Origin of the sequence: Enterobacter cloacae complex sp. CDL013 (genome assembly GCF_049238805.1) — a bacterium.
In the GTDB taxonomy this organism is placed as follows: Bacteria; Pseudomonadota; Gammaproteobacteria; order Enterobacterales; family Enterobacteriaceae; genus Enterobacter; species Enterobacter hormaechei_C.
Window position 1 is genome coordinate 386376 of the sequence record NZ_JBMKGT010000003.1, and the last position, 20176, is coordinate 406551.

Below are 20176 nucleotides of genomic sequence, written 5' to 3' on the forward strand. Positions count from 1 at the left end.
CAATTACTAAGGTGAATTTATGTCTGATAAACCATTAACAAAAGTCGATTATTTGATGCGCCTGCGACGCTGCCAGTCAATTGACACCCTCGAACGTGTTATTGAAAAAAATAAATACGAGCTCTCTGATAATGAACTGGCGGTATTTTATTCAGCTGCCGACCATCGTCTGGCTGAACTAACCATGAATAAACTGTATGACAAGATCCCCTCTTCGGTATGGAAATTTGTTCGTTAATCGTTGAAAAGAGACTGTAAAGGCATTACGCCCGTTGTTAAGCTGAATTTACCTTTCGAATTACGCTTCAAGTGCAAACGCCAGGTTCCCGTATAAAACGTATTTATGCGCATAAATGTTGTGACTCCCGTCACAGCCGCTTTTAGGGAACGTTCCCTTTCTGGTTAATCCTCTTTACGCTGCGTAAAACGATTCCAGAGAGGTTCCCATGAGTGAAGAAAAACAGAAGATGATTGCAGGTGAATATTACCGCCCTGGCGATGACACGCTGAGGGCTGACCGTTTACGCGCGCGTCATCTTGTTCACCGCTATAACCATACCGCACCCGATGAGAAGGCCGAACGTCGCGCCTTATTAGCTGACCTGCTGGGTCAAAGCGAAGGCGCCTATATAGAACCGAGCTTCCGCTGCGACTACGGGTATAACATCTATCTGGGCAAAAATTTTTATGCCAACTTTGACTGCGTCATGCTGGATGTCTGCCCTGTCCGCATTGGCGATAACTGTATGCTTGCGCCGGGGGTGCACATTTATACGGCCACGCATCCTCTGGATGCGACCGAACGTAACAGCGGGCTGGAGTACGGTAAACCGGTCACCATTGGTGATAACGTCTGGATCGGCGGACGTGCGATCATTAACCCGGGCGTAACCATTGGCGATAATGCGGTTATCGCTTCCGGCGCGGTAGTGACCAAAGACGTGCCGGCCAATGCTGTCGTGGGCGGCAATCCGGCGAAAATCATTAAAATGCTCTAAGCGCATCCTGAGTAACTGTTATGCTTTTTCCTGGCATAACTGTTACTTTCATCGCGTAAACCCCTCTCATAAAATAAGCAGATCACCTGTATTTTCAACAATCATAAAGGCAAAAAATGACAGAGATACAGCGCCTGCTTACCGCTACCATCGACGATCTCAATACTCGTGAAAAGCGCGACAATCGCCCGCGCTTTAGCATCAGCTTTATTCGCAAACACCCCGGGTTGTTCGTCGCCATGTACGCCGCCTGGCTGGCAACGCTTATCGTCATGCTGAAATCTGAAACGCTGGTCGATTCCGTCTGGCTGCTGGTAGTGCTGTTCGTGGTGTTTAACGCGTTTTTCTTTTTCGACGTCAATCCGCGTTACCGGTATGAAGATATCGACGTACTCGATTTCCGCGTGTGCTACAACGGGGAATGGTACAACACGCGTTACGTGCCGAAGGAGCTGATCGACAGCATCCTGCACTCGCCGGCTGTCGAAACCGGGCAAAAAGAGAAGTTGCAGAAAATGGTCACCACCAAGGGCCAGCTCTCTTTTTATGATGTCTTTACCCTTTCCCGCCCCACTGCTGCGTAATTAACGCCTGAAGACGTCGGATACCCGGCGCAAACTGCGAGGCAGAGGTATTGCCGTAACCTAAAACCAGACCGGTTTGCCCCTGCTTCGTCTCAAGGTAATATCCGCTCAGCGCAGCGGGTGCCAGCTGAAACGCTCTTGCCTGCTCCACCAGCCGCTGGTCGTCGATACCGTCAATCGCCAGCGCCAGGTGCATCCCTCCTTCTCCGGCAAGAACACGGTGCGGCGTATGAAGCTCTGCGCTTAGCACCTCTCGCAGTTGGCGGTATCGCTTACGATAAAGTCGGCGCATGGCGGCAAGATGTCGCGCATAGTGGCCTTCCTCAATAAACAGCGCCAGGGTGCGCTGTTCAGCGCGATGCCCGCCGCGCAGCAGCGAGCCGATGGCGGGACGTGCCGCCTTCGCCAGCGCTGGCGGTAACACCATGAACCCCATTCGGAGCGACGGAAACAGCGTTTTGCTGAACGTCCCCAGATACACAACGGGCGCGTTGTTGACCATACCCAGCATCGCCGGGACGGGCTCACCGGTATAACGGAATTCGCTGTCGTAATCGTCCTCAATGATCCACGCGTTGTGCTGCCGGGCCAGTTCCAGCAGCGCCAGACGCCGCCGCGCGCTGAGTACGCTTCCGTAAGGGAACTGATGCGATGGCGAGGTAAAAATCAGCGTGGGTGAAGGCGCACACATCCCTTCCCAGCACATCCCTTCGTCATCCACCGGTATGCCGGTCATCGCCAGGCCGGTTTTGACAAAAGCGCTTTTGGCGCCGCTATAGCCGGGATTTTCCACCCAGGCGACATCCCCCGGCTCGCTTAACAGCATTGTGCACAGATTGACGCCCTCCAGCGCCCCTTCGGTTATCACTATCTGGCTGGCGTCACAGTCAATGCCGCGGGAGAGCGCAAGATGGCGGGCAATGGCGGCCCGTAGCGACGGCTCGCCGGCAGGGTCGCCATACCCTAACAGGGCGCTTCCCTCCTCGCGCAGGACGCGATCGTACAACCGCCGCCACAGCGGCAAGGGGAAATAGTTGATGGCAGGCGTTCCCGGCGTAAACGCCATCACCGGAGTGTCACGCGGCACAGGCGCGGGCAGCCGGGCGACACGTTTTGTCAGCCTGACGTCCGGGTCCGGTAATGTCCGGGCAATCGTACGAGGAGTGAATTGCCCCACCCGCGTGCCCTGGCGGCTACGCAGCAAATAACCTTCGAGCGTGAGCTGGTCCAGCGCCGCGTTGACGGTATTTCGGGACACCGAGATCTGATGCGCCAGCGTTCGTGAGCCGGGCAAATGGCTGCCGGAACGAAGCCTTCCGCACAGTATGGCCTCCCGCAAAGCAAGATAGAGCGCGCGCTGGAGCGTCTCTGTCCCACGTTTTTTCAGCGCAGCATGGAGCAAGGTATATAGCTCATCACCCGGTATATTCATCATTCCTCCTCGTGGTACCAGAAAAACATAACCTGGTGGTTCTTTTTAAGGAACCAGCAATTCATTAATCTGGAGATCTTCTTAACATCATGGAAATAAAGATGAATACATTCAATGAGTTTGGTCAACCTGTAGGGGAAAGTCTTATCGACTGGCAGCCTCGGCCGCACCCGTCCCGGGTGGTACTTCAGGGTCGCTATTGTCGGCTTGAGCCGCTGCGCATGGAGCATGCCCACGCGTTGTTCTCTGCGTATTCCGTGGCCGGAGATACCCGAAGCTGGACGTGGCTGCTGCGTGAGCCCGATGCCTCCGCAGAGGAGTTTGCCGAATGGGTGGCGAGCGTAAGCGAATTAGCCGATCCCATCCACTTTACCGTTATCGATAACCAGACCCAGTCTCCTGTCGGGACGCTGTCCCTGATGCGGATCGATCCTAAAAACGGCGTCGTGGAAGTGGGACATGTTCACTTCTCGTCACTGTTAAGCCGCACGCCCATGTCGACAGAAGCGCAGTATCTGCTGATGCGGTACGTGTTCGATACCCTGGGCTACCGGCGTTATGAATGGAAGTGCAATAGCCTGAACGAACCCTCCCGCAAAGCGGCCCTGCGTCTTGGCTTTCAGTTTGAAGGGCGTTTTCGCCAGGCGCTGGTCATTAAAGGCCGAAACCGGGACACCGACTGGTTTTCAATTCTCGACAAAGAGTGGCCAGCGCTGGCGAGCGCCTTTGAAAGCTGGCTTGCCACCGACAATTTTACTGCCGACGGCAAACAGAAAAGATCCCTGGAAAGCTGGCGAGAAACGCGCGTCTAGCCCCTTTTTTTACGCCCCTGCACCGCCTTAAAGCGCGGGTTAGATTTGCAAATCACGTATAAGCGTCCCTTGCGTTTGACTATCTGGCAATCCGGGTGACGCTGTTTTGCACTGCGCAATGAGTTAAGCACCTGCATGATTAGCCTCGCTTCGCATCAAGAAAGCCGCCAAAACGCTTGCGGAAGCGTGCCGCGCTGCCATCTGTCGAGAAGGTCTTCTGCTTCCCGGTATAAAACGGATGTGATTTAGAGGAGACATCAAGAGTAACGTAAGGATACGTTTTCCCCTCAAGCTCAATTTCACGATCTGTCTTAATCGTTGAGCCAACTTTAAAATATTCATTAGCCGTGGTGTCGTGAAACACAACGGTGCGATAGGTTGGATGGATATTCGGTTTCATCTCTGGCCTTCATGTATTGTTATAACATAACAAAATACTATCTGAGCTTTGCTGCAAAAACAACCCCTGTGACGCGCAGCCTGTTTTTGAAAGGTTTATTCAGATACCTGCCTGAGACGGTTGCATGCTATAACTATATCATTTACCGATAAAAACTTTTTCCTCTGGCGCGCAAACTCCAGGCCCGGGGCGGGCATATGGGAAGGATAAAACAGCATGCGAACCCGACATCTGGTCAGCCTGGTGACAGGCGTACTGATCTTCTCTGTGCTGGTCCCTGTGTGCCTCAGTATCTGGCTGGCGCATCGTCAGGCTGAGGAGAAATTTGTGGACGCGCTGGACAGCTATGCCTCGCGTGTCCTGATCCGTACCGACAGAGTCGTTGCGCAGGCAAAACAGGCGCTCACGTACCTACAGACATTCCACGCCCCGCCCTGCACTCCCCCGCATTTACGCGAAATGCGCCGGGTCGCGTTCTCATGGCGCTATATCCAGGAAGTGATGTATATCGATAACCTGAAACCGCTCTGCTCATCGCTTGAACAATCCAGTGATACGGCGATCTTACCGCCCCCAATGCGGATCACCGAAGATGGTTATAGCGCGTGGCTCACCTCGCAAAACGACCTCGGCATTCAGCGTTATATGGCCGTTCTGGGGAAAGGACATTATCTGGTAATGGTCGATCCGGCGTCGCTTGTGGATGTTGTTCCGTTTGGTGAAATCTCAATGGATGCCGCCCTGGTGGGCAGCTCAACCCATCATATATTTGCCAGAAGCAATGTTCTCGACCCGTATATTCTCTCTGTCGTTAAGGAGCAGCAGGACGTTACGCGCGTGCAATACAACGGCTCAATGTACGTGATGAAACCTGTACCCGAACTGGGGTTTACGGTGATCGCTTGGGTGTCGTTAAAACCGCTGGCGGCTTCCTGGCACCAGCAACTGATCATCTGGCTACCGGCTGGCATACTGCTAAGCCTGGTTGCTGCCCTTATTGTCATGCGCATTCTCCGCCGTTTGCTGTCCCCGCGTCACCGCCTGATCGACGCGATCAACAACCGGGAGATCGAGGTTCACTACCAGCCCATCGTGGCGCTGTGTAGTGGAAAACTGGTGGGTGCTGAAGCGCTGATGCGCTGGCCGCAGCCAGATGGCAGTAACCTGTCGCCTAATCTCTTTGTTCCGCTGGCTGAGCAGACAGGGCTTATTTCAACGCTGACGCGGCTAGTGGTAAATGAGGTATTTGAGGATCTAGGCGCCTGGCTACACCATCACCCGGAACTGCATATTTCTGTCAACCTTGCGCCATCGGATTTAACGTCCCCCGAGCTGCCTCGCCAGCTGAGTCAGTTGCTCAACAAATGGGGCGTCCACCCGCGCCAGATCGCCCTTGAATTAACCGAGCGCGGGTTTGCCGATCCTGCCGTCAGCGTACCTGCTATCGCTGCATTTCGCCGCGCCGGGCACGCTATCTACATTGATGATTTTGGCACGGGTTACTCCAGCCTGAGCTATTTGCAGGATCTGGATGTCGATACTCTGAAGATTGATAAATCCTTTGTGGATGCGCTGGAGTACAAGCACGTGACTCCCCACATCATCGAAATGGCCAAATCGCTTAAACTGGCGATGGTCGCAGAAGGCATTGAAACTGAAGGGCAGATCGAATGGTTGCATCGCCACGGCGTGCAGTACGGCCAGGGCTGGTATTTCAGCAAGGCGCTGCCTAAAGAGGATTTCATTCTCTGGGCCGCGCACAACCTCAGGAAATAAACCGATTGTGCGGTGTTACGTGCGGCCACGGCAGTGGCCGCACGTTTCGGCTCAGCCGTTCTGCTGCCAGCTAAACGTGTAGCGCAGCCGGCGGTTTTGCAGAATGAAGGCCGGGGCTACGCTCGGGCTCCATGAGTCGTCCCCCCCTACGCCCATGTGAAACGCATCAAGATTCAACCAGCAGCCAGCCTCTTCCCGCAGCAAGTGCTGATGCGTTGTCTCATGCAGCTGCCGCTGGCTATAACGGCTCAGGGAGAAATGGAACTGTCCCTGCAACTGATGGGAGCCAAACGTCAGCTCGCGGGTGTCGCAGCGCAAACCGTTCTCCGTCGGGAAGATATACGGCGTCTGCATCTCTTCAAGCGGTAACGCCCAGCGCCCCTGCTGCGCCGCCAGTTTTCTGTCCGGATAGTTTTCCAGCGGGCCTAGTCCCAGCCAGCGCACCGTTTCCGGGATATCCGCCAGCATAACGCTCAGGCCCACGCGAGCGGGCTCAGGAATGTCAGACGCCACCGTCACCTGCACATCACCGTGCAGCACCCCGTGGTCATCAATCCGCCAGACCTTGCAGCTTATAAACAGCGCTTTACCCTGATGCTCCCAGACGTGCTGCGTGGTCACCACCACCTCACGGTTATGCTGCTCCGCTTCACACTGGAGGAGGCGCGCAGACATCTCATACATCCCTGCCGCTTTCCAGCGTTCCACCCACGCGTTCGGATCGATGCGGGTCGCCTCGCTGACGCCAATGTCATTGTCCAGCGGCGCGCGGGTGAAGTTATCCGTTAGCGGAGAACGGAGCGTTTCAGCGCCCTCGTTCCACCACTGGGTCAAGTTTCCGGTGAGACGGCTAAACTGCCAGCGCTGCTGCTGATGAGTAATGTCCAGCGCCTCGTCCTGCACCGTTAGCTGCGGAGGGGTTCCGCCTGCTTTCGGTGGCGCAAGGTACAGCGGCGCCGGGAGCAGCCACTGATCCCAGGCACAACGGTGGCCGGGCGGCGACCACGGCGTGGCCTGCGGCTGAACGATCTCCACGTTGAGCCAGACCTCGCCCGGCTCAGCGACAAGTTCAGGCAGCGGGATCTCAACGTGCTGCGTCCCCTCGGGCGCAACAGAAAGGGGGGTTTCGCCGGAAGCCAGTACCGCACCGTCACGCGCCACCGACCATCGCAGATACTCGTTGTCAGTATGACGGAACAGATAATCGCTCTGGATCTCGACGACCAGCGGAGCGGTGCTCACCAGCGTAAAGGTAAAGAACTGCTGGGCACGCTGCGCCTCGTAAAGGGCGGGATGCGGAGTGCGATCGGGAAACACCAGTCCGTTGAGGCAGAACTGACGGTCGTTGGGCTTATCGCCAAAATCGCCGCCGTAGGCCCAGAATACCGTGCCGTCTTCCGCTTTTTTCGTCAGCGCCTGATCGACCCAGTCCCAGACAAAGCCGCCCTGCAACCGGGGATGGCTGCGGAATGCCTGCCAGTAGCTGGCAAAGCCGCCAAAGCTGTTGCCCATCGCGTGGGCATACTCGCACAGGATCAGCGGACGGGTTTCGTCCGGCATACCAATCCACTTTTTAATCGACCACTTTGGCACCGCCGGGAACGGCTGATCCTGATCGACGCGAGCGTACATCGGGCAGACAATATCGGTTGCCGCCGTACTGGCGCCGCCGCCTTCATACTGCACCGGCCGCGTGGGATCGGTGGTTTTCAGCCAGCGGTACAGCGCATCGTGATTCGCCCCATGCCCGGACTCATTCCCCAGGGACCAGATGATGATGGACGGATGATTCCGGTCCCGCTGCACCATACGCGTTACGCGTTCGCTCATGGCAGGCAGCCAGCGCGGATCGTCCGCCAGGCGGCTCATTGGCACCATGCCATGGGTTTCAATATTCGCCTCATCAACCACGTACAGGCCGTAGCGATCGCAAAGCGTGTACCACAGAGGATGGTTCGGATAATGCGAGCAGCGCACGGCGTTGAAGTTATGCTGCTTCATCAGTTCGATGTCGCGGCGCATGGTCGCCTCATCCATCACCTGCCCCTTCTCAGGATGATGTTCGTGACGGTTCACGCCGCGGATCAGCAGCGGTTTGCCGTTAAGCTTCAGCTGTCCGTTGCTGATTTCGACGCGTCTGAAACCGACATCGCAGGCTTCAGTCTCCAGCACGTTACCCTGCGCATCCCGAAGCGATATTGTCAGCCGATAGCATTCCGGTGTTTCAGCGCTCCATAGCGCAGGAGCGTTCACGGGTATCGCCACCCTAAGCCGTTCTGCCCAACTGCCGCGTTCGTCCACGATGGCCGATCCGGGCTGCTGCGTGGTTTGCGCGCAGGCTTCGCCGTTACGCCACAGGGTAAACGCCACCTCGCATTCGGCGTAGCGTGTGCCTTCCAGCGCAACGTCAACCCGGAGTATCGCCCGATCGCATTCGGCATTCAGATCGGTCACGATCTGATAATCGGCAATTCGCGTTTCCGGCTTGTGCAGCAGCGAGACGTCACGGAAAATGCCACTCATCCGCCACATGTCCTGATCTTCCAGATAGCTTCCGTCGCACCAGCGTAACACCATCACCGCCAGGCGGTTCTGCCCCGGTCGCAGCACCGCGCTGAGATCGAACTCCGCAGGCAGACGGCTGTCCTGCGAATAGCCCATCCACTGGCCGTTACACCACAGATGAAAAGCTGAATTCACCCCGTCAAAAATAATGCGGGTTTGCCCGCTGCACATCCAGGCGTCATCCATCTCAAATGTGAGCGAGTAACAACCGGTTGGGTTTTCAACCGGAACATAGGGCGGGTTCACATTTATCGGATAGGTGACGTTGGTATAGATGGGAGTATCAAATCCCTGCATCTGCCAGTTCGACGGCACGGGCATCTCAACGGCATCAGCCAGATCGTCCGTTATCCATGCCTCCGGAACCTGCTCTGGCGCCGGGAAAAAGCTGAATCGCCAGATGCCGTTAAGCAGACGCTTGCTCCGCGAAGGCTTATCCTCGCGGGCGAAGGTTTCATCGCGCCAGCTATGAAAAGGCGCGTGTGCGGCCAGACGATTCCACTGCGTCACACCCGGGTTTTCCCAGTCACGACGCGCCAGAAGTGCGCTGAGAGTCAGCGGCAATGTAGAAGACATATCAACCTCTTTGCGAAGCGCTCACAATTTTAGCCAACATGCCCTGGTAAACGGTAGCGGTAAAGACTTTGATCGTCACCAGGCGAGCACGATCACAAAAGTGCTAGCTGCGCGCCAGTTTCTCCGCCAGCAGCGCCAGCGTTCTGAGCTGTTGCGCAAGATCTTCACGATCGGCCTGCTGTGCGGCGCGCGGCGCGGTGGAATGACGCACGATCAACGTAACGGGAAGTTGTTCCTGCCTGCGTTCGTGGTGATGGGCAGGTGCCATCAGCCACTCCACGCTGCGCTCACCGGCCTCGCGGAACGCCTGCCGAACGGTGGTGAGCGGAGGTGAAAACCACGCGCTGTCAGCCGTATCATCAAACCCGACAACCGAGATCTGCCCCGGTACCGCAACGCCTTTTTCCGCACAGGCGCGTAAAACGCCAAGCGCCATCTGATCGTTAGCGACGAGGATCGCCTCCGGCAGCTGCGCGCCCGCCAGGAGCTGATGCCCTTTCTCATAGCCCGAAGCCGCGCTCCAGTCGCCCTGCGCCACCGCAAACGCCTCCACGTCGGCCTGAGCCAGCGTGGTTTTCCATCCCGCCAGACGAGCCCGGGCAGAGACAGAACTTTCCGGCCCGGCGAGCAGCGCAATTCGCTGGTGCCCCAGCGAAAGCAGATGCTCTGCCCCCAGGGCAGCGCCCTGTTCGGCATTGAAAACGAGACTGTTAACCCGAGCTGTGGGGGACACATCGAGAAAAAGAACCGGGGTCGGCGAGGCCATTTCCTGAAGCATTTCTGCCAGGGCATCTTCCAGCGGAACGTTCACCAGCAGCGCCTCTACGCGCTGCGCCAGTAATTCCTGCAAAGCAGCCTGACACTGCGCGGGTTGCTCCACCATGGAGATGAGTACGCTAGCCCCCTGCTCCACTGCCCGGGATTTTACAGCTGAGGCGATTTGCGACGGCGCATGTAGCGCCAGATCGCTGGTCATCAGCCCCAGCGTGCGGGTGCGTTTCCCGGCCAGCTGCTGCGCGCCACGGTTGGGCACATAGTGTAGCGCCGCCATGGCCTGCCGGACCTTTTCCCGCGTACGGGCAGAAACGTGTTCCGCGTCGTTAATCACCCGGGAAACGGTCTGATAAGAAACGCCTGCCACGCGGGCAACGTCATAAAGAGTGATCGCTTTCATACATTCTGGCGTCGTGAAAAGAGAAGTCTCTATTCTGACACAGTTACGCCATCATAGCCTGTGAGCGCTTCGCAAAATTAAACAATCCGCTCCGGCTGTGCAGCTTTCTGAATGCGCGGTCTCTGGCGAAACCACGGCAAACAGAGCTGGATCAGCGGGCCGATGGTTAATGCATACAGCACGGTTCCAACGCCAAACGCTCCCCCGAGGAGGTAGCCGACGATCAACACAGTCACCTCGATCGCGGTACGCACGCTGCGGATCGACCAGCCCAGCCGGGCGTGTATGCCGGTCATCAGGCCGTCGCGCGGGCCTGCGCCAAAACCCGCGCCGATATACATCCCGGTGGCAAGGGCGTTAACCACAATGCCGGAAACCAGCAGGGTGATGCGCACGGGCAGCGAGGTGAGCTCAGGGATCAGCGCCATTGACGCATCTGCCGCCAGACCAATACAAATCACATTACTGATAGTGCCCAGCCCCGGCAGCTGACGCAGCGGGATCCACAGCAGCAGCACCGCTGCCCCGGTTAAAATAATCACCGTGCCGATGCTCATCCCTGTCTGGATGGCGACGCCAAGGTGAAAGACATCCCAAGGGTCGACACCCAGATCCGAACGAATAAACATCGCGGTTGAAAGCCCGTACAGGCCTAAACCGACATAAAGTTGTACCAGACGACGTACCATTTTCTCTTCTCCGAAGAACCAGGTTCCATCTTCGGTGAAAATGGCACTATGATTAATGTCCAGTTTTCAAATAGTGGACTGCACATGTCATCACGTCGTTTTGGAAGCCAGTCTCTGGTACGCCTGTTAGGGCACTGGCAGCAAGCCTCTTCCCGTACCCCGCTGTGGCGCCAGCTGGCTGACGCGTTACGCCTGTTGATTCTGGATGGCAGGCTGGCGCTAAACACGCGCCTGCCCGGAGAGCGGGAGCTGGCCACCGCACTGAGCGTAAGCCGCACCACCATCAGCAGCGCGCTGGCGCATCTGCGGGAAGAAGGTTATCTGGAGAGCCGTCACGGCAGCGGTTCACGGGCGATCCTGCCAGACAGCCGCGCCGTGCCCACGCTTTCCACAGCCAGTGCGGCGCTGGATCTCTCAACCGCCGCGCTCAACGCGGGGCCAGAGATCCACCAGGCCTACGCCCACGCGCTGACGGCCATCACGCCGAATCTGGCGCTGACCGGGTACGATCAGCTTGGGCTTCCGGCGCTGCGTGAAGCTATCGCCGCCCGCTACACCGCACGCGGTCTGCCCACCCGGGCAGACGAAGTGATGGTGGTGAACGGCGCCGTCAGCGGCTTTGCCCTGATCTTAAGAATGATGACCGGTCCCGGGGATCGCGTGGTGGTGGATCATCCCACTTACCCGCTGGCAATAGCCGCCATTCAGGGAGCACTATGCCGGCCCGTGGGCGTCTCGCTGCCTGAAACGGGTTGGGATACCGACGGTTTTGCCGCAACGCTCGCCCAGACCGCCCCGCGTCTGGCCTATCTGATGCCGGATTTTCATAATCCGACCGGGCGTTGCATGGATGCCGCGACGCGCCAGACCATAACCGACATCGCCGCGCAAACCCGCACCACGCTGGTGGTGGATGAAACCATGGTCGATCTCTGGTTCGATGCTCCCCCGCCGCCGCCGCTGGCCGCCTTTAACCCGGAGGCCGCGGTGATGACGCTGGGTTCCGCAGGCAAAAGTTTCTGGGGTGGGCTGCGTCTCGGCTGGATCCGCGCCTCGTCCCGCACTATCGCCACGCTCGCGCAGACGCGCGACACGCTGGATCTGGGTTCTCCGGTGCTGGAACAACTGGCCACGCTGTGGCTTATCGAAAACAGTGAAACCTTCCTGCCTGCCCGGCGGGAAATGCTGGCAGAACGTCGCGACCGCTGCGGTCAGATGCTGCGGGAACATTTCCCCGAATGGCGGTTTCAGGAAGCGGAGGCGGAGGGAGGGCTCTCATACTGGATTGAATTACCCGGCATGCTGGCGACGCAGCTGGCGGCACGCGCCGAGACGACAGGCATCATTATGGGCACCGGCACGCGCTTTGGGCTTTCAGGCGCGTTTGACCGCTATCTGCGAATGCCCTTCTCACTCAGTCCGCCAGAACTTGAAGAGGCATTATTGCGGATCAAACCGCTGTGGCGTGCGTTAAATAAAAGTGTAGCGCCAGTAAAACGGAGCCTGGTGTAAATTATTCGCCAGAAACAATAAAAACTGCTGACTGTAACGCATGCAGTCAGCAGTTTTCATGAAGAACAGCTTAATGTTGAGGAGGAATCGGGAAGCCTTTCAGCGAAATAATGAAATTATCCCCTTCTTTCTTTATTTTTGCACCGGTATCACACCAGTCAGACGCAATTCGAAAGAACTCATCACTTCCTACATTCCAGCCAAGACGAACATGTTTCACGTAGCCGGAACGTAACAGATTGCAGGCCTCGTTGTAGTCACTGGCAGTCGATAGTTGTTGTTTCATTTTCTCTTCTTCAGAAGTTTACGTAGTGCTTTGATTTCTTTAGGAGTAAATGGAGTTACGCTCTCTTCTTCCGTATGCTGATTATCAACATCCTCTTCCGATACTCCCGCCTCTTCTACTGCTTCAAATGCCAGCAGCAGCAGTTTCTCTGTGGTCACGCTTAAATTCTCATTATTGTCTTCCGCATAGTGGCGAAGTCTTTCTTTTAGCGCTTCATCAATTTTAACGTTTAAAACCGCAGCAACCATGATTGTCACATCCTTTCGGAACACGTGTTTAATTTAATACATGAAGATAAGTTTGTTATCCAGATATATATTTTTTAGCTTATGACAGAATAAAGGCATCCAAAAATAAAATGACAGTCTATTATTACAGGTTTATGACATTATTATTTCAGTTAAATGAAGTCTGTATTACACGCCTGGATAGCAGAACCGGTAAAGCAACCGTTGAACAGCTACGGACTGTTGACACTGGGTTTACCATTAGCGGTGGCGCAGGATAGGCTGGCGATCGGCAAAGCGGCCTTTTACGGACTAAAGATATCCTGATCGCTGCTCTGTTTGTAGTAACATTGTCGGCATGTGACGCATTCTGACTCTTAATATTGTTCCGGATGACACAGGAGCAGTATGCAATTTGAACTTTTTTGTTACCTAGTGGAAATATGATGCGCTTGTTGGAACTGGCTGATCAGCATAGAAAAGAAGCGAATAAGCTGTTAAATCCAAAGACAAAATCTGCACTCGGTCAGTTTATGACACCGGCTCCGATTTGTCTGTTCATGGCAAGCCTGTTTGACGACATAAAAGGTGACATCAAGCTACTCGATCCAGGCTGCGGAGTGGGGTCGCTCTCTGCGGCGTTCGTAGAACGAGCGTTGCGCCTTGATGTCGGCAAGATGGAGCTCGACGCCATCGACATTGCAGAAGTGATGCTTCCGTATCTTAGCAAAACACTGAAAGCCTGTGATGAGGCTGCAAATGGAAAATTAACCCATAAAATTAGTAAGGTAGATTACATACTTGAGGCAAGTCTTCTGGCTAAAAAAATATCGACTAGTGAAGAGCCAGGGACTTATAGCCATGTGATTATGAATCCCCCTTATAAAAAAATTCTCTCGTCGAGCGCTCACCGGGCCTCTTTACGCAATGCAGGCATAGAAACGGTCAACCTATACTCTGGGTTTGTGGCGTTAGCTTTGAAACAACTGAAAAAGGGAGGAGAGTTAGTGGCGATTATTCCACGCTCTTTCTGTAATGGCCCTTACTATCAGCCTTTCCGTGAGCATTTACTCACTGAAACGTCCATCAAGCACATCCACATTTTCGACTCCCGTAATGCGGCATTTGCTGAGGATGAAGTGCTTCAAGAAAATATCATCATTCACTGTGTTAAAGGCGTTCCGCAGGGGCAGGTTATTATCACCTCCAGCCCAACGTCAGATTTTCATCTTGATGAAGAATCCGGGCAAATCACGGCCACCGATATGACGCAGCGCAAGGTGTCGATAGACAAAATAGTTAACCCAGCAGACAAACAAAAGTTCATTCATATCGCTGCAAGTCCCAGAGAACAGGACATAATCGAGAGATTATCCCCTTTTACAACAACTCTGGACGAGCTTAATGTTCAGGTTAGTACTGGGCCGGTAGTTGACTTTCGCCTTAAAAAGGACCTCAGAGAAAGAATGGATTCCGGGTCAGTGCCGCTACTTTTTCCTCAGCATTTGAACGGCAAAGTGAATTGGCCCCTTGATGGGAAAAAGCCTAATGCAATTAGGGTTTCCGAATCATCACGTCCCTGGTTATGGAAAAACCAGGGTTACTTCCTGATTTTGAAAAGATTTAGCAGCAAAGAGGAGAAGCGTCGCATTGTCGCAACATTATATGACTCCTCACTTCCTGGTGAGTTGATCGGTTTCGATAATAAAACCAATGTGTTCCATATTCAGAAGATGGGTATGGATGCGGATCTCGCCCGCGGGCTTTATGTCTATCTGAACTGCACTTTGCTGGATAAGTATTACCGTCAGTTTGGTGGGCATACTCAGGTAAATGCCTCTGATTTAAGATCAATACATTATCCATCAATGCAAGTATTGCGAAAAATGGGTAGTGAGTTCGATGAGGAAGTGCTTAAACAGAATCAAATTGACGAAATTATTAACAGGGAGTTAGATCTTATGACGAAAGGAAAAATCGCTGACCCGTTGAAAGCGCAGGAAAAAATAGAGCAAGCTCTTGATGTGTTGCGTCAACTTGGAATGCCTCGTGCTCAAATAAACGAGCGTTCGGCTTTAACTTTGCTCGCATTGCTTGATCTTCATCCTGATGGCGAGTGGGAGAAAATTGAACGCCCAATGTTGGGTGTGACACCGATCATGGATTGGTGTAGAGACGTTTACGGAAAAGAGTACGCCCCGAACACGCGTGAAACCTTCCGTCGACAAACGCTTCATCAGTTTTGTGATGGCGGAATAGCTATATACAATCCGGATAAACCCGATCGCCCCGTTAACTCCCCTAAAGCTTGCTATCAGATAGCGCCTGAACTACATACCGTGTTATTAAACTATGGTTCTGCCAAATGGAAAACAGCGCTTGAAGAACATATGGGCAACGTACCGACCTTAGTTGAGCAGTATGCCATGGCGCGAAAAATGGAGATGGTGCCATTAAAGCTGAATGACGGTACTGAATTAGAATTAAGCCCCGGTGCGCATAGCCAGCTAATCAAGGATATCATCGTTGAGTTTGGTCCTCGTTTCGCACCTGAAGCAGAAGTTATTTACATCGGAGATACTGGCGCGAAGGAAGATCATTTTAGAAAAGATCGACTTGCGGAACTGGGAGTAAGTGTTGATCGGAAAGGTAAACTGCCCGATGTTGTTCTTTATTGGCAAAAACGCAACTGGCTACTGTTAATTGAATCAGTTACTTCCCACGGGCCCGTCGATGGAAAGCGTCACGGTGAGTTAGCAAAATTATTTGCTTCTGCTAAACCCGGATTGGTATACGTTACAGCCTTCCCTGACCGGAAAGTGATGGCAAAATATCTGATGGAATTATCCTGGGAAACAGAGGTCTGGGTAGCTGATGCTCCAACCCATATGATCCACCTGAACGGCGATCGATTCCTTGGACCCCATACTTAAACCGAAAACGTCATCTTCGATTAAGGGAGCCGGATATAATCGGCTCTATATCAGAATGATTGTTGGCAAAGAAATGAGGTTTTAAGCTATACGACTTAGCATAAGCACAAATGGGTGGGGGCCCTGCCAGCTACATCCCGGCACCCACGTCGTCTGCCCTGGCTGCTTCCTTCCGGACCTGACCTGGTGAACAGAGTAGCGTTGCGGGAGAACCAACAGAGCCCCCATTGAGAGCGTTGATAACCAACGCGCTGGCGCATTATCCCTGTGGAGCACCTCAATTGCAAGCCGCTGGCAACCGGATGCTGGATTATTGCGCAAACTGCCCCGACAATCTTCTTTATCTTCGTATAACATTACCCTTCGCTGATTTCCCGCAGGAGAAACAATGGACGAACATGACACTTTCCCACAGCGAGTGTGGCAAATCGTGGCTTCGATTCCGGAAGGCTGTGTCACGACCTATGGGGAAGTCGCCCGGCTGGCGGGCTCTCCGCGCGCGGCGCGTCAGGTTGGCGGCGTGCTGAGAAGGCTACCGGAGGGAAGCACGTTACCGTGGCACCGGGTCGTCAATCGCCATGGTGCCATTTCCCTCACCGGGCCAGACTTGCAGCGCCAGCGTCAGGCATTACTCTCAGAAGGGGTGCAGGTGTCCGGGGCAGGACAGATTGATATGCAGAAGTATCGCTGGGAGTACTGACGCCCTCTCCCGTCAACATGGAGAGGGCGAAGGAAAATTACATCTGTGTTGGGGGTGTAGGCAGAGTCGGCTGATTGGTTTGCGTTGCAACAGGCACTTCAGTTTGCTGCACCGGTACCAGGGTCAGGTCGATTTTGGTGCCGCCTTTGTTGACCGCTTCCTGTACGGTATCGGTGATAAAGACCAGCTTATCGTTGATCGTTACCGCCGCGCTCAGGAGGATACGCGCGTTAGGCTGGACGTCAGACGGGTTGTACGGCAGCACGAAGCTGAACGGCGCCTGTTTACCCTCTGTACGAACTGCACGCTGAGCAAGGACTTTAGACGGTGCATCCGCCAGAGACGCATCGGATAACGTGACCGTTAAAACCGCGTCCGGCGGCAGAGCGACTTTCTGTTTGATCCAGATGGTACCGGACACGTTGGGCTGTCGAATAGCTTGCTGTGAAAGGGTGTTAATCCCGTTTGGGGTCGCCGTTGGTACCGCTACATCGGCACTCTTATCCGCACAGGCGGACAACGCCACCGCCATTGCAACACCGCTTAACATAGGCACGAGTTTCATTGAAGTCTCCTTATCATCAATGCACCGGCGGGATCGATCCCATCCGATGTCGTTTTATTCACATAACGTAAACAAGTGTGGCACAAATCACGGATTTATGCCTAATTTTGCCCAGGTATTAAGATTATTCTACCCATCGGACCACTATCGTTTCTGCGTTATACTCAGCGTATCTTTCGCCACGGCGTTTATTGAGGACCACTATGAGTCAGGCACTGAACAATCTGCTGACATTGCTTAACCTGGAAAAAATAGAAGAAGGGCTATTTCGCGGACAGAGCGAAGATTTAGGCTTACGCCAGGTTTTTGGCGGCCAGGTCGTGGGGCAAGCGCTGTATGCCGCCAAGGAGACCGTCCCGGCAGACCGTCTGGTGCACTCGTTTCACAGCTACTTTTTACGCCCAGGCGACAGCGCTAAACCGATTGTGTACGACGTGGAAGTTCTGCGTGACGGTCAAAGTTTCAGCGCCCGTCGCGTGGCGGCCATCCAGCATGGGAAACCCATCTTCTACATGACCGCCTCGTTCCAGGCGCCAGAGCCGGGCTATGAACATCAAAAAAAGATGCCGCCTGCCCCGTCGCCGGACGATCTGAAATCGGAAACCGAAATAGCCCGCGCACTCGCGCATCTGCTGCCGCCGCAGGTAAAAGAGAAGTTTCTGTGCGATAAACCGCTGGAGATCCGCCCGGTCGAATTTCATAACCCAATGAAGGGGCATACTGCTGAGCCCACCCGCCAGGTGTGGATCCGCGCCAACGGCAGCGTACCGGCAGACTTGCGCGTGCATCAGTATCTGCTGGGTTATGCGTCGGATTTCAACTTCCTGCCGGTTGCGCTACAGCCGCACGGTGTGGGCTTCCTCGAAAAAGGGATGCAGGTAGCCACAATTGACCATTCCATGTGGTTCCACCGTCCATTCGATATGAATGAATGGCTGCTTTACAGCGTGGAAAGTACCTCTGCGTCCAGCGCGCGCGGTTTTGTTCGCGGGGAATTTTACACCCAGGATGGTGTGCTGGTGGCTTCTACCGTGCAGGAAGGTGTGATGCGTAATCGCGGGTGATGTAAAAAGCCCGGTGGCTATGCTTACCGGGCCTGCAAATTACGCTTTTTCAGGCCGGGTAAGGCGAAGCCGCCGCCCGGCAAGGCACTCAGATTATGCGTTATAGGCATTCTCGCCGTGGCTGTTGACGTCCAGCCCTTCGCGCTCCTGCTCTTCCGGCACGCGCAGCCCAACGGTCATATCAGCCAGCTTGTAACCGATAAAGGCCACAACACCCGACCAGACAACGGTGATCGCGATACTTTCCAGCTGTACAAGCACCTGATGCCCCATGGTTACGCCTTCTGCGTAACCCACACCGCCCAGAGATTGGGCAGCAAAGATACCGGTCATGATACAGCCGACAATGCCGCACACACCATGCACGCCGAATACATCACACGGATCGTCAACGCGCAGAACACGTTTCAGTGCGGTAACGCCCCACAGCCCCGCCAGTCCTGCGACGATACCGATCAGCAGCGCACCGCCTACGCCCACGTAACCGCACGCTGGCGTAATACCTACCAGACCGGCAATCGCCCCGGAACAGGCACCCAGCAGCGATGGCTTGCCGCGAACGGCCCACTCGCCAAATACCCATGAGAGGATAGCGCCGGCGGTTGCCACAACGGTATTCACGAAGGCCAGTGCAGCGATTTCGTTAGCGGCGCTGGCTGAACCTGCGTTGAAGCCGAACCAGCCAAAGTAGAGGATGGCGGTGCCGGTAAAGACCATCGGCAGATTGTGCGGCTTGAATGCTTCCTTCCCGAAGCCCACGCGCTTGCCAATCAGGTAGGCGCCTACCAGGCCTGCTACCGCGGCGTTGATGTGCACAACGGTACCACCCGCAAAGTCCAGCGCGCCATGGGAAGCCAACAGACCACCGCCCCAGACCATATGCGCAATCGGGATATAGGAGAGCGTCAGCCAGACCACCACGAAAATCAGTACCGCAGAGAAGCGGATACGCTCAGCCAGCGCGCCCACAATCAGCCCCACGGTGATGCAGGCGAATGAGCCCTGAAACGCGACATGAATATACTGATAGAAGCTGCCCATTACCGCGGTCAGTTCGATATTTTTCAGCATCGCCCAGTTAACGTTGCCGAAGAAGGCGTTGCCCTCCCCGAAGGCCAGCGAGTAACCGTAAACTACCCACAGCACGCACACCAGCGCGAACGTGACGGCAACCTGCGTCAGCATGGAGAGTACGTTCTTGCCGCGAATCAGGCCGCCGTAAAACAGCGCGATCCCCGGAATCGTCATGAACAGCACCAGCGCGGTGCAAATCATCATAAAGGCGTTATCGGCTTTGTCTGCCACAGCAGGTGCGGCCATTGCCAGGCCCGGCAGCAGTGCCATCGACCCCAGACCTGTTTTCATTGTTGCTTTCTTCATTTTCTCGATCCCTATCACTGTGTGCCAGGAGTTACTTACAACGCCGCTTCGTCAGATTCGCCGGTACGGATGCGAATAACGCGCTGTAGTTCGGCAACGAAAATTTTGCCGTCGCCAATTTTTCCGGTGTAGGCCGCTTTGCTGACGACATCAATCACCTCATCAAGCTGATCGTCGGCAATCGCCACATCAATTTTCACTTTTGGCAGGAAGTTAACGCTGTATTCCGCCCCGCGATAAAGCTCGGCATGACCTTTCTGACGCCCAAAGCCTTTCACTTCGGTGACAGTCAGTCCCTGAATACCCATGGAAGACAGCGCTTCACGCACGTCTTCGAGTTTGAATGGTTTGATTACCACCGTAACCAGCTTCATATATCCCCTCCAGTCAGAATTCGGTAATGGCCGCAGCTAACACGAGAGTGATATTGCAAAGGGTGTGCCAGAAGTGAAAGGTGAGGAGGAAAGCGCCGCGGCGCGCATGCGCCGGGAAAAAGTGAAAAA

General features: G+C 54.9%; 20 protein-coding genes and 1 other RNA gene. 9 read left to right on the forward strand and 12 right to left on the reverse strand.

Features of this window, described 5'->3' with window-relative positions:
* Window positions 1-19 precede the first annotated feature (19 nt).
* The 3 genes from ACOTXD_RS07555 to ACOTXD_RS07565 all read left to right on the forward strand — a co-directional run bounded on the left by ACOTXD_RS07555 (window position 20) and on the right by ACOTXD_RS07565 (window position 1582).
* The gene (locus ACOTXD_RS07555) at window positions 20-238 is read left to right on the forward strand and encodes an HHA domain-containing protein (RefSeq protein ID WP_015571250.1); all 219 of its coding nucleotides are present in this window, start codon (window positions 20-22) and stop codon (window positions 236-238) included.
* Window positions 239-446: 208 nt separating this feature from the next.
* Window positions 447-998: a maltose O-acetyltransferase gene (gene maa / locus ACOTXD_RS07560; RefSeq protein WP_022650496.1), complete on the forward strand. Its 552-nt coding sequence runs from the start codon at window positions 447-449 to the stop codon at window positions 996-998.
* A 116-nt stretch (window positions 999-1114) separates the two neighbouring features.
* Window positions 1115-1582 carry a YlaC family protein gene (locus ACOTXD_RS07565; RefSeq protein ID WP_421766395.1) on the forward strand — a complete coding sequence of 156 codons (468 nt, stop codon included), beginning with the start codon at window positions 1115-1117 and terminating at the stop codon, window positions 1580-1582.
* Here the strand turns inward: ACOTXD_RS07565 and ACOTXD_RS07570 are convergent.
* Window positions 1554-3014, reverse strand: a complete 1461-nt coding sequence (locus ACOTXD_RS07570; protein WP_047654114.1) for a PLP-dependent aminotransferase family protein — start codon at window positions 3012-3014, stop codon at window positions 1554-1556. The two genes, ACOTXD_RS07565 and ACOTXD_RS07570, sit on opposite strands and share 29 nt — an antisense overlap.
* A 101-nt stretch (window positions 3015-3115) precedes the next feature.
* Here ACOTXD_RS07570 and ACOTXD_RS07575 point away from each other — a divergent pair, with 101 nt between their 5' ends.
* On the forward strand, window positions 3116-3826 hold the full coding sequence (locus tag ACOTXD_RS07575; protein ID WP_047654115.1) for a GNAT family N-acetyltransferase: 711 nt from the start codon (window positions 3116-3118) through the stop codon (window positions 3824-3826).
* On the opposite strand, the gene ykgO is transcribed toward ACOTXD_RS07575, so the two are convergent.
* Window positions 3823-3963 carry a type B 50S ribosomal protein L36 gene (ykgO, locus tag ACOTXD_RS07580; RefSeq protein WP_032608666.1) on the reverse strand — a complete coding sequence of 47 codons (141 nt, stop codon included), beginning with the start codon at window positions 3961-3963 and terminating at the stop codon, window positions 3823-3825. The two genes, ACOTXD_RS07575 and ykgO, sit on opposite strands and share 4 nt — an antisense overlap.
* 2 nt (window positions 3964-3965) lie before the next feature.
* A complete protein-coding gene (locus ACOTXD_RS07585) occupies window positions 3966-4226 on the reverse strand; it encodes a type B 50S ribosomal protein L31 (protein WP_015571255.1) in 261 nt (86 codons plus the stop codon).
* 216 nt (window positions 4227-4442) lie between these two features.
* Between ACOTXD_RS07585 and ACOTXD_RS07590 the strand changes: the two genes are divergently transcribed.
* On the forward strand, window positions 4443-6002 hold the full coding sequence (locus tag ACOTXD_RS07590; RefSeq protein ID WP_061855945.1) for an EAL domain-containing protein: 1560 nt from the start codon (window positions 4443-4445) through the stop codon (window positions 6000-6002).
* A gap of 51 nt (window positions 6003-6053) precedes the next feature.
* Here the strand turns inward: ACOTXD_RS07590 and ACOTXD_RS07595 are convergent, their stop codons facing one another.
* The 3 genes from ACOTXD_RS07595 to ACOTXD_RS07605 all read right to left on the reverse strand — a co-directional run bounded on the left by ACOTXD_RS07595 (window position 6054) and on the right by ACOTXD_RS07605 (window position 11006).
* Window positions 6054-9143 (reverse strand): beta-galactosidase, encoded by a 3090-nt coding sequence (locus ACOTXD_RS07595; RefSeq protein ID WP_058652689.1) that lies wholly within the window; start codon window positions 9141-9143, stop codon window positions 6054-6056.
* 103 nt (window positions 9144-9246) lie between these two features.
* Window positions 9247-10317 carry a LacI family DNA-binding transcriptional regulator gene (locus ACOTXD_RS07600; protein WP_032608661.1) on the reverse strand — a complete coding sequence of 357 codons (1071 nt, stop codon included), beginning with the start codon at window positions 10315-10317 and terminating at the stop codon, window positions 9247-9249.
* A gap of 77 nt (window positions 10318-10394) precedes the next feature.
* Window positions 10395-11006, reverse strand: coding sequence for a YczE/YyaS/YitT family protein (locus tag ACOTXD_RS07605; protein ID WP_023324239.1), 612 nt, complete (start codon window positions 11004-11006; stop codon window positions 10395-10397).
* A gap of 84 nt (window positions 11007-11090) precedes the next feature.
* On the opposite strand from ACOTXD_RS07605, the gene ACOTXD_RS07610 reads away from it, so the two are divergent.
* Entirely contained in the window at window positions 11091-12518 is a 1428-nt protein-coding gene (locus ACOTXD_RS07610) for a PLP-dependent aminotransferase family protein (RefSeq protein WP_061855946.1), read from the forward strand.
* Window positions 12519-12588: 70 nt separating this feature from the next.
* Here the strand turns inward: ACOTXD_RS07610 and ACOTXD_RS07615 are convergent, their stop codons facing one another.
* The gene (locus tag ACOTXD_RS07615) at window positions 12589-12804 is read right to left on the reverse strand and encodes a hypothetical protein (RefSeq protein WP_015571263.1); all 216 of its coding nucleotides are present in this window, start codon (window positions 12802-12804) and stop codon (window positions 12589-12591) included.
* On the reverse strand, window positions 12801-13052 hold the full coding sequence (locus ACOTXD_RS07620) for a hypothetical protein (protein ID WP_061855947.1): 252 nt from the start codon (window positions 13050-13052) through the stop codon (window positions 12801-12803). The genes ACOTXD_RS07615 and ACOTXD_RS07620 overlap by 4 nt, the downstream gene beginning before the upstream one ends.
* Window positions 13053-13474: 422 nt before the next feature.
* On the opposite strand from ACOTXD_RS07620, the gene ACOTXD_RS07625 reads away from it, so the two are divergent.
* Complete coding sequence (locus ACOTXD_RS07625; RefSeq protein WP_241237780.1) at window positions 13475-15964, forward strand: BsuBI/PstI family type II restriction endonuclease; 2490 nt, start codon at window positions 13475-13477, stop codon at window positions 15962-15964.
* Between the two features lie 121 nt (window positions 15965-16085).
* Here the strand turns inward: ACOTXD_RS07625 and ffs are convergent.
* Window positions 16086-16182, reverse strand: an RNA gene (gene ffs, locus ACOTXD_RS07630) — signal recognition particle sRNA small type.
* A gap of 170 nt (window positions 16183-16352) precedes the next feature.
* Here ffs and ACOTXD_RS07635 point away from each other — a divergent pair.
* Window positions 16353-16664 carry an MGMT family protein gene (locus ACOTXD_RS07635; RefSeq protein ID WP_003859016.1) on the forward strand — a complete coding sequence of 104 codons (312 nt, stop codon included), beginning with the start codon at window positions 16353-16355 and terminating at the stop codon, window positions 16662-16664.
* 37 nt (window positions 16665-16701) lie between these two features.
* On the opposite strand, the gene ACOTXD_RS07640 is transcribed toward ACOTXD_RS07635, so the two are convergent.
* Window positions 16702-17229, reverse strand: a complete 528-nt coding sequence (locus ACOTXD_RS07640; RefSeq protein ID WP_003859018.1) for a YbaY family lipoprotein — start codon at window positions 17227-17229, stop codon at window positions 16702-16704.
* A gap of 203 nt (window positions 17230-17432) precedes the next feature.
* Between ACOTXD_RS07640 and tesB the strand changes: the two genes are divergently transcribed.
* Window positions 17433-18293: an acyl-CoA thioesterase II gene (tesB, locus tag ACOTXD_RS07645; protein WP_058675319.1), complete on the forward strand. Its 861-nt coding sequence runs from the start codon at window positions 17433-17435 to the stop codon at window positions 18291-18293.
* Between the two features lie 93 nt (window positions 18294-18386).
* On the opposite strand, the gene amtB is transcribed toward tesB, so the two are convergent.
* Window positions 18387-19673 (reverse strand): ammonium transporter AmtB, encoded by a 1287-nt coding sequence (gene amtB / locus ACOTXD_RS07650; RefSeq protein WP_061855948.1) that lies wholly within the window; start codon window positions 19671-19673, stop codon window positions 18387-18389.
* A gap of 35 nt (window positions 19674-19708) precedes the next feature.
* Entirely contained in the window at window positions 19709-20047 is a 339-nt protein-coding gene (glnK, locus tag ACOTXD_RS07655) for a P-II family nitrogen regulator (RefSeq protein ID WP_006809867.1), read from the reverse strand.
* Window positions 20048-20176 lie beyond the last annotated feature (129 nt).

Bases quoted from the DNA above. Each gene is read 5' to 3' on its own strand.
- ACOTXD_RS07555 (WP_015571250.1), top strand. From the start codon at position 20: ATGTCTGATAAACCATTAACAAAAGTCGATTATTTGATGCGCCTGCGA.
- maa (WP_022650496.1), top strand. From the start codon at position 447: ATGAGTGAAGAAAAACAGAAGATGATTGCAGGTGAATATTACCGCCCT.
- ACOTXD_RS07565 (WP_421766395.1), top strand. From the start codon at position 1,115: ATGACAGAGATACAGCGCCTGCTTACCGCTACCATCGACGATCTCAAT.
- ACOTXD_RS07570 (WP_047654114.1), bottom strand. From the start codon at position 3,014: ATGAATATACCGGGTGATGAGCTATATACCTTGCTCCATGCTGCGCTG.
- ACOTXD_RS07575 (WP_047654115.1), top strand. From the start codon at position 3,116: ATGAATACATTCAATGAGTTTGGTCAACCTGTAGGGGAAAGTCTTATC.
- ykgO (WP_032608666.1), bottom strand. From the start codon at position 3,963: ATGCAGGTGCTTAACTCATTGCGCAGTGCAAAACAGCGTCACCCGGAT.
- ACOTXD_RS07585 (WP_015571255.1), bottom strand. From the start codon at position 4,226: ATGAAACCGAATATCCATCCAACCTATCGCACCGTTGTGTTTCACGAC.
- ACOTXD_RS07590 (WP_061855945.1), top strand. From the start codon at position 4,443: ATGCGAACCCGACATCTGGTCAGCCTGGTGACAGGCGTACTGATCTTC.
- ACOTXD_RS07595 (WP_058652689.1), bottom strand. From the start codon at position 9,143: ATGTCTTCTACATTGCCGCTGACTCTCAGCGCACTTCTGGCGCGTCGT.
- ACOTXD_RS07600 (WP_032608661.1), bottom strand. From the start codon at position 10,317: ATGAAAGCGATCACTCTTTATGACGTTGCCCGCGTGGCAGGCGTTTCT.
- ACOTXD_RS07605 (WP_023324239.1), bottom strand. From the start codon at position 11,006: ATGGTACGTCGTCTGGTACAACTTTATGTCGGTTTAGGCCTGTACGGG.
- ACOTXD_RS07610 (WP_061855946.1), top strand. From the start codon at position 11,091: ATGTCATCACGTCGTTTTGGAAGCCAGTCTCTGGTACGCCTGTTAGGG.
- ACOTXD_RS07615 (WP_015571263.1), bottom strand. From the start codon at position 12,804: ATGAAACAACAACTATCGACTGCCAGTGACTACAACGAGGCCTGCAAT.
- ACOTXD_RS07620 (WP_061855947.1), bottom strand. From the start codon at position 13,052: ATGGTTGCTGCGGTTTTAAACGTTAAAATTGATGAAGCGCTAAAAGAA.
- ACOTXD_RS07625 (WP_241237780.1), top strand. From the start codon at position 13,475: ATGATGCGCTTGTTGGAACTGGCTGATCAGCATAGAAAAGAAGCGAAT.
- ACOTXD_RS07635 (WP_003859016.1), top strand. From the start codon at position 16,353: ATGGACGAACATGACACTTTCCCACAGCGAGTGTGGCAAATCGTGGCT.
- ACOTXD_RS07640 (WP_003859018.1), bottom strand. From the start codon at position 17,229: ATGAAACTCGTGCCTATGTTAAGCGGTGTTGCAATGGCGGTGGCGTTG.
- tesB (WP_058675319.1), top strand. From the start codon at position 17,433: ATGAGTCAGGCACTGAACAATCTGCTGACATTGCTTAACCTGGAAAAA.
- amtB (WP_061855948.1), bottom strand. From the start codon at position 19,673: ATGAAGAAAGCAACAATGAAAACAGGTCTGGGGTCGATGGCACTGCTG.
- glnK (WP_006809867.1), bottom strand. From the start codon at position 20,047: ATGAAGCTGGTTACGGTGGTAATCAAACCATTCAAACTCGAAGACGTG.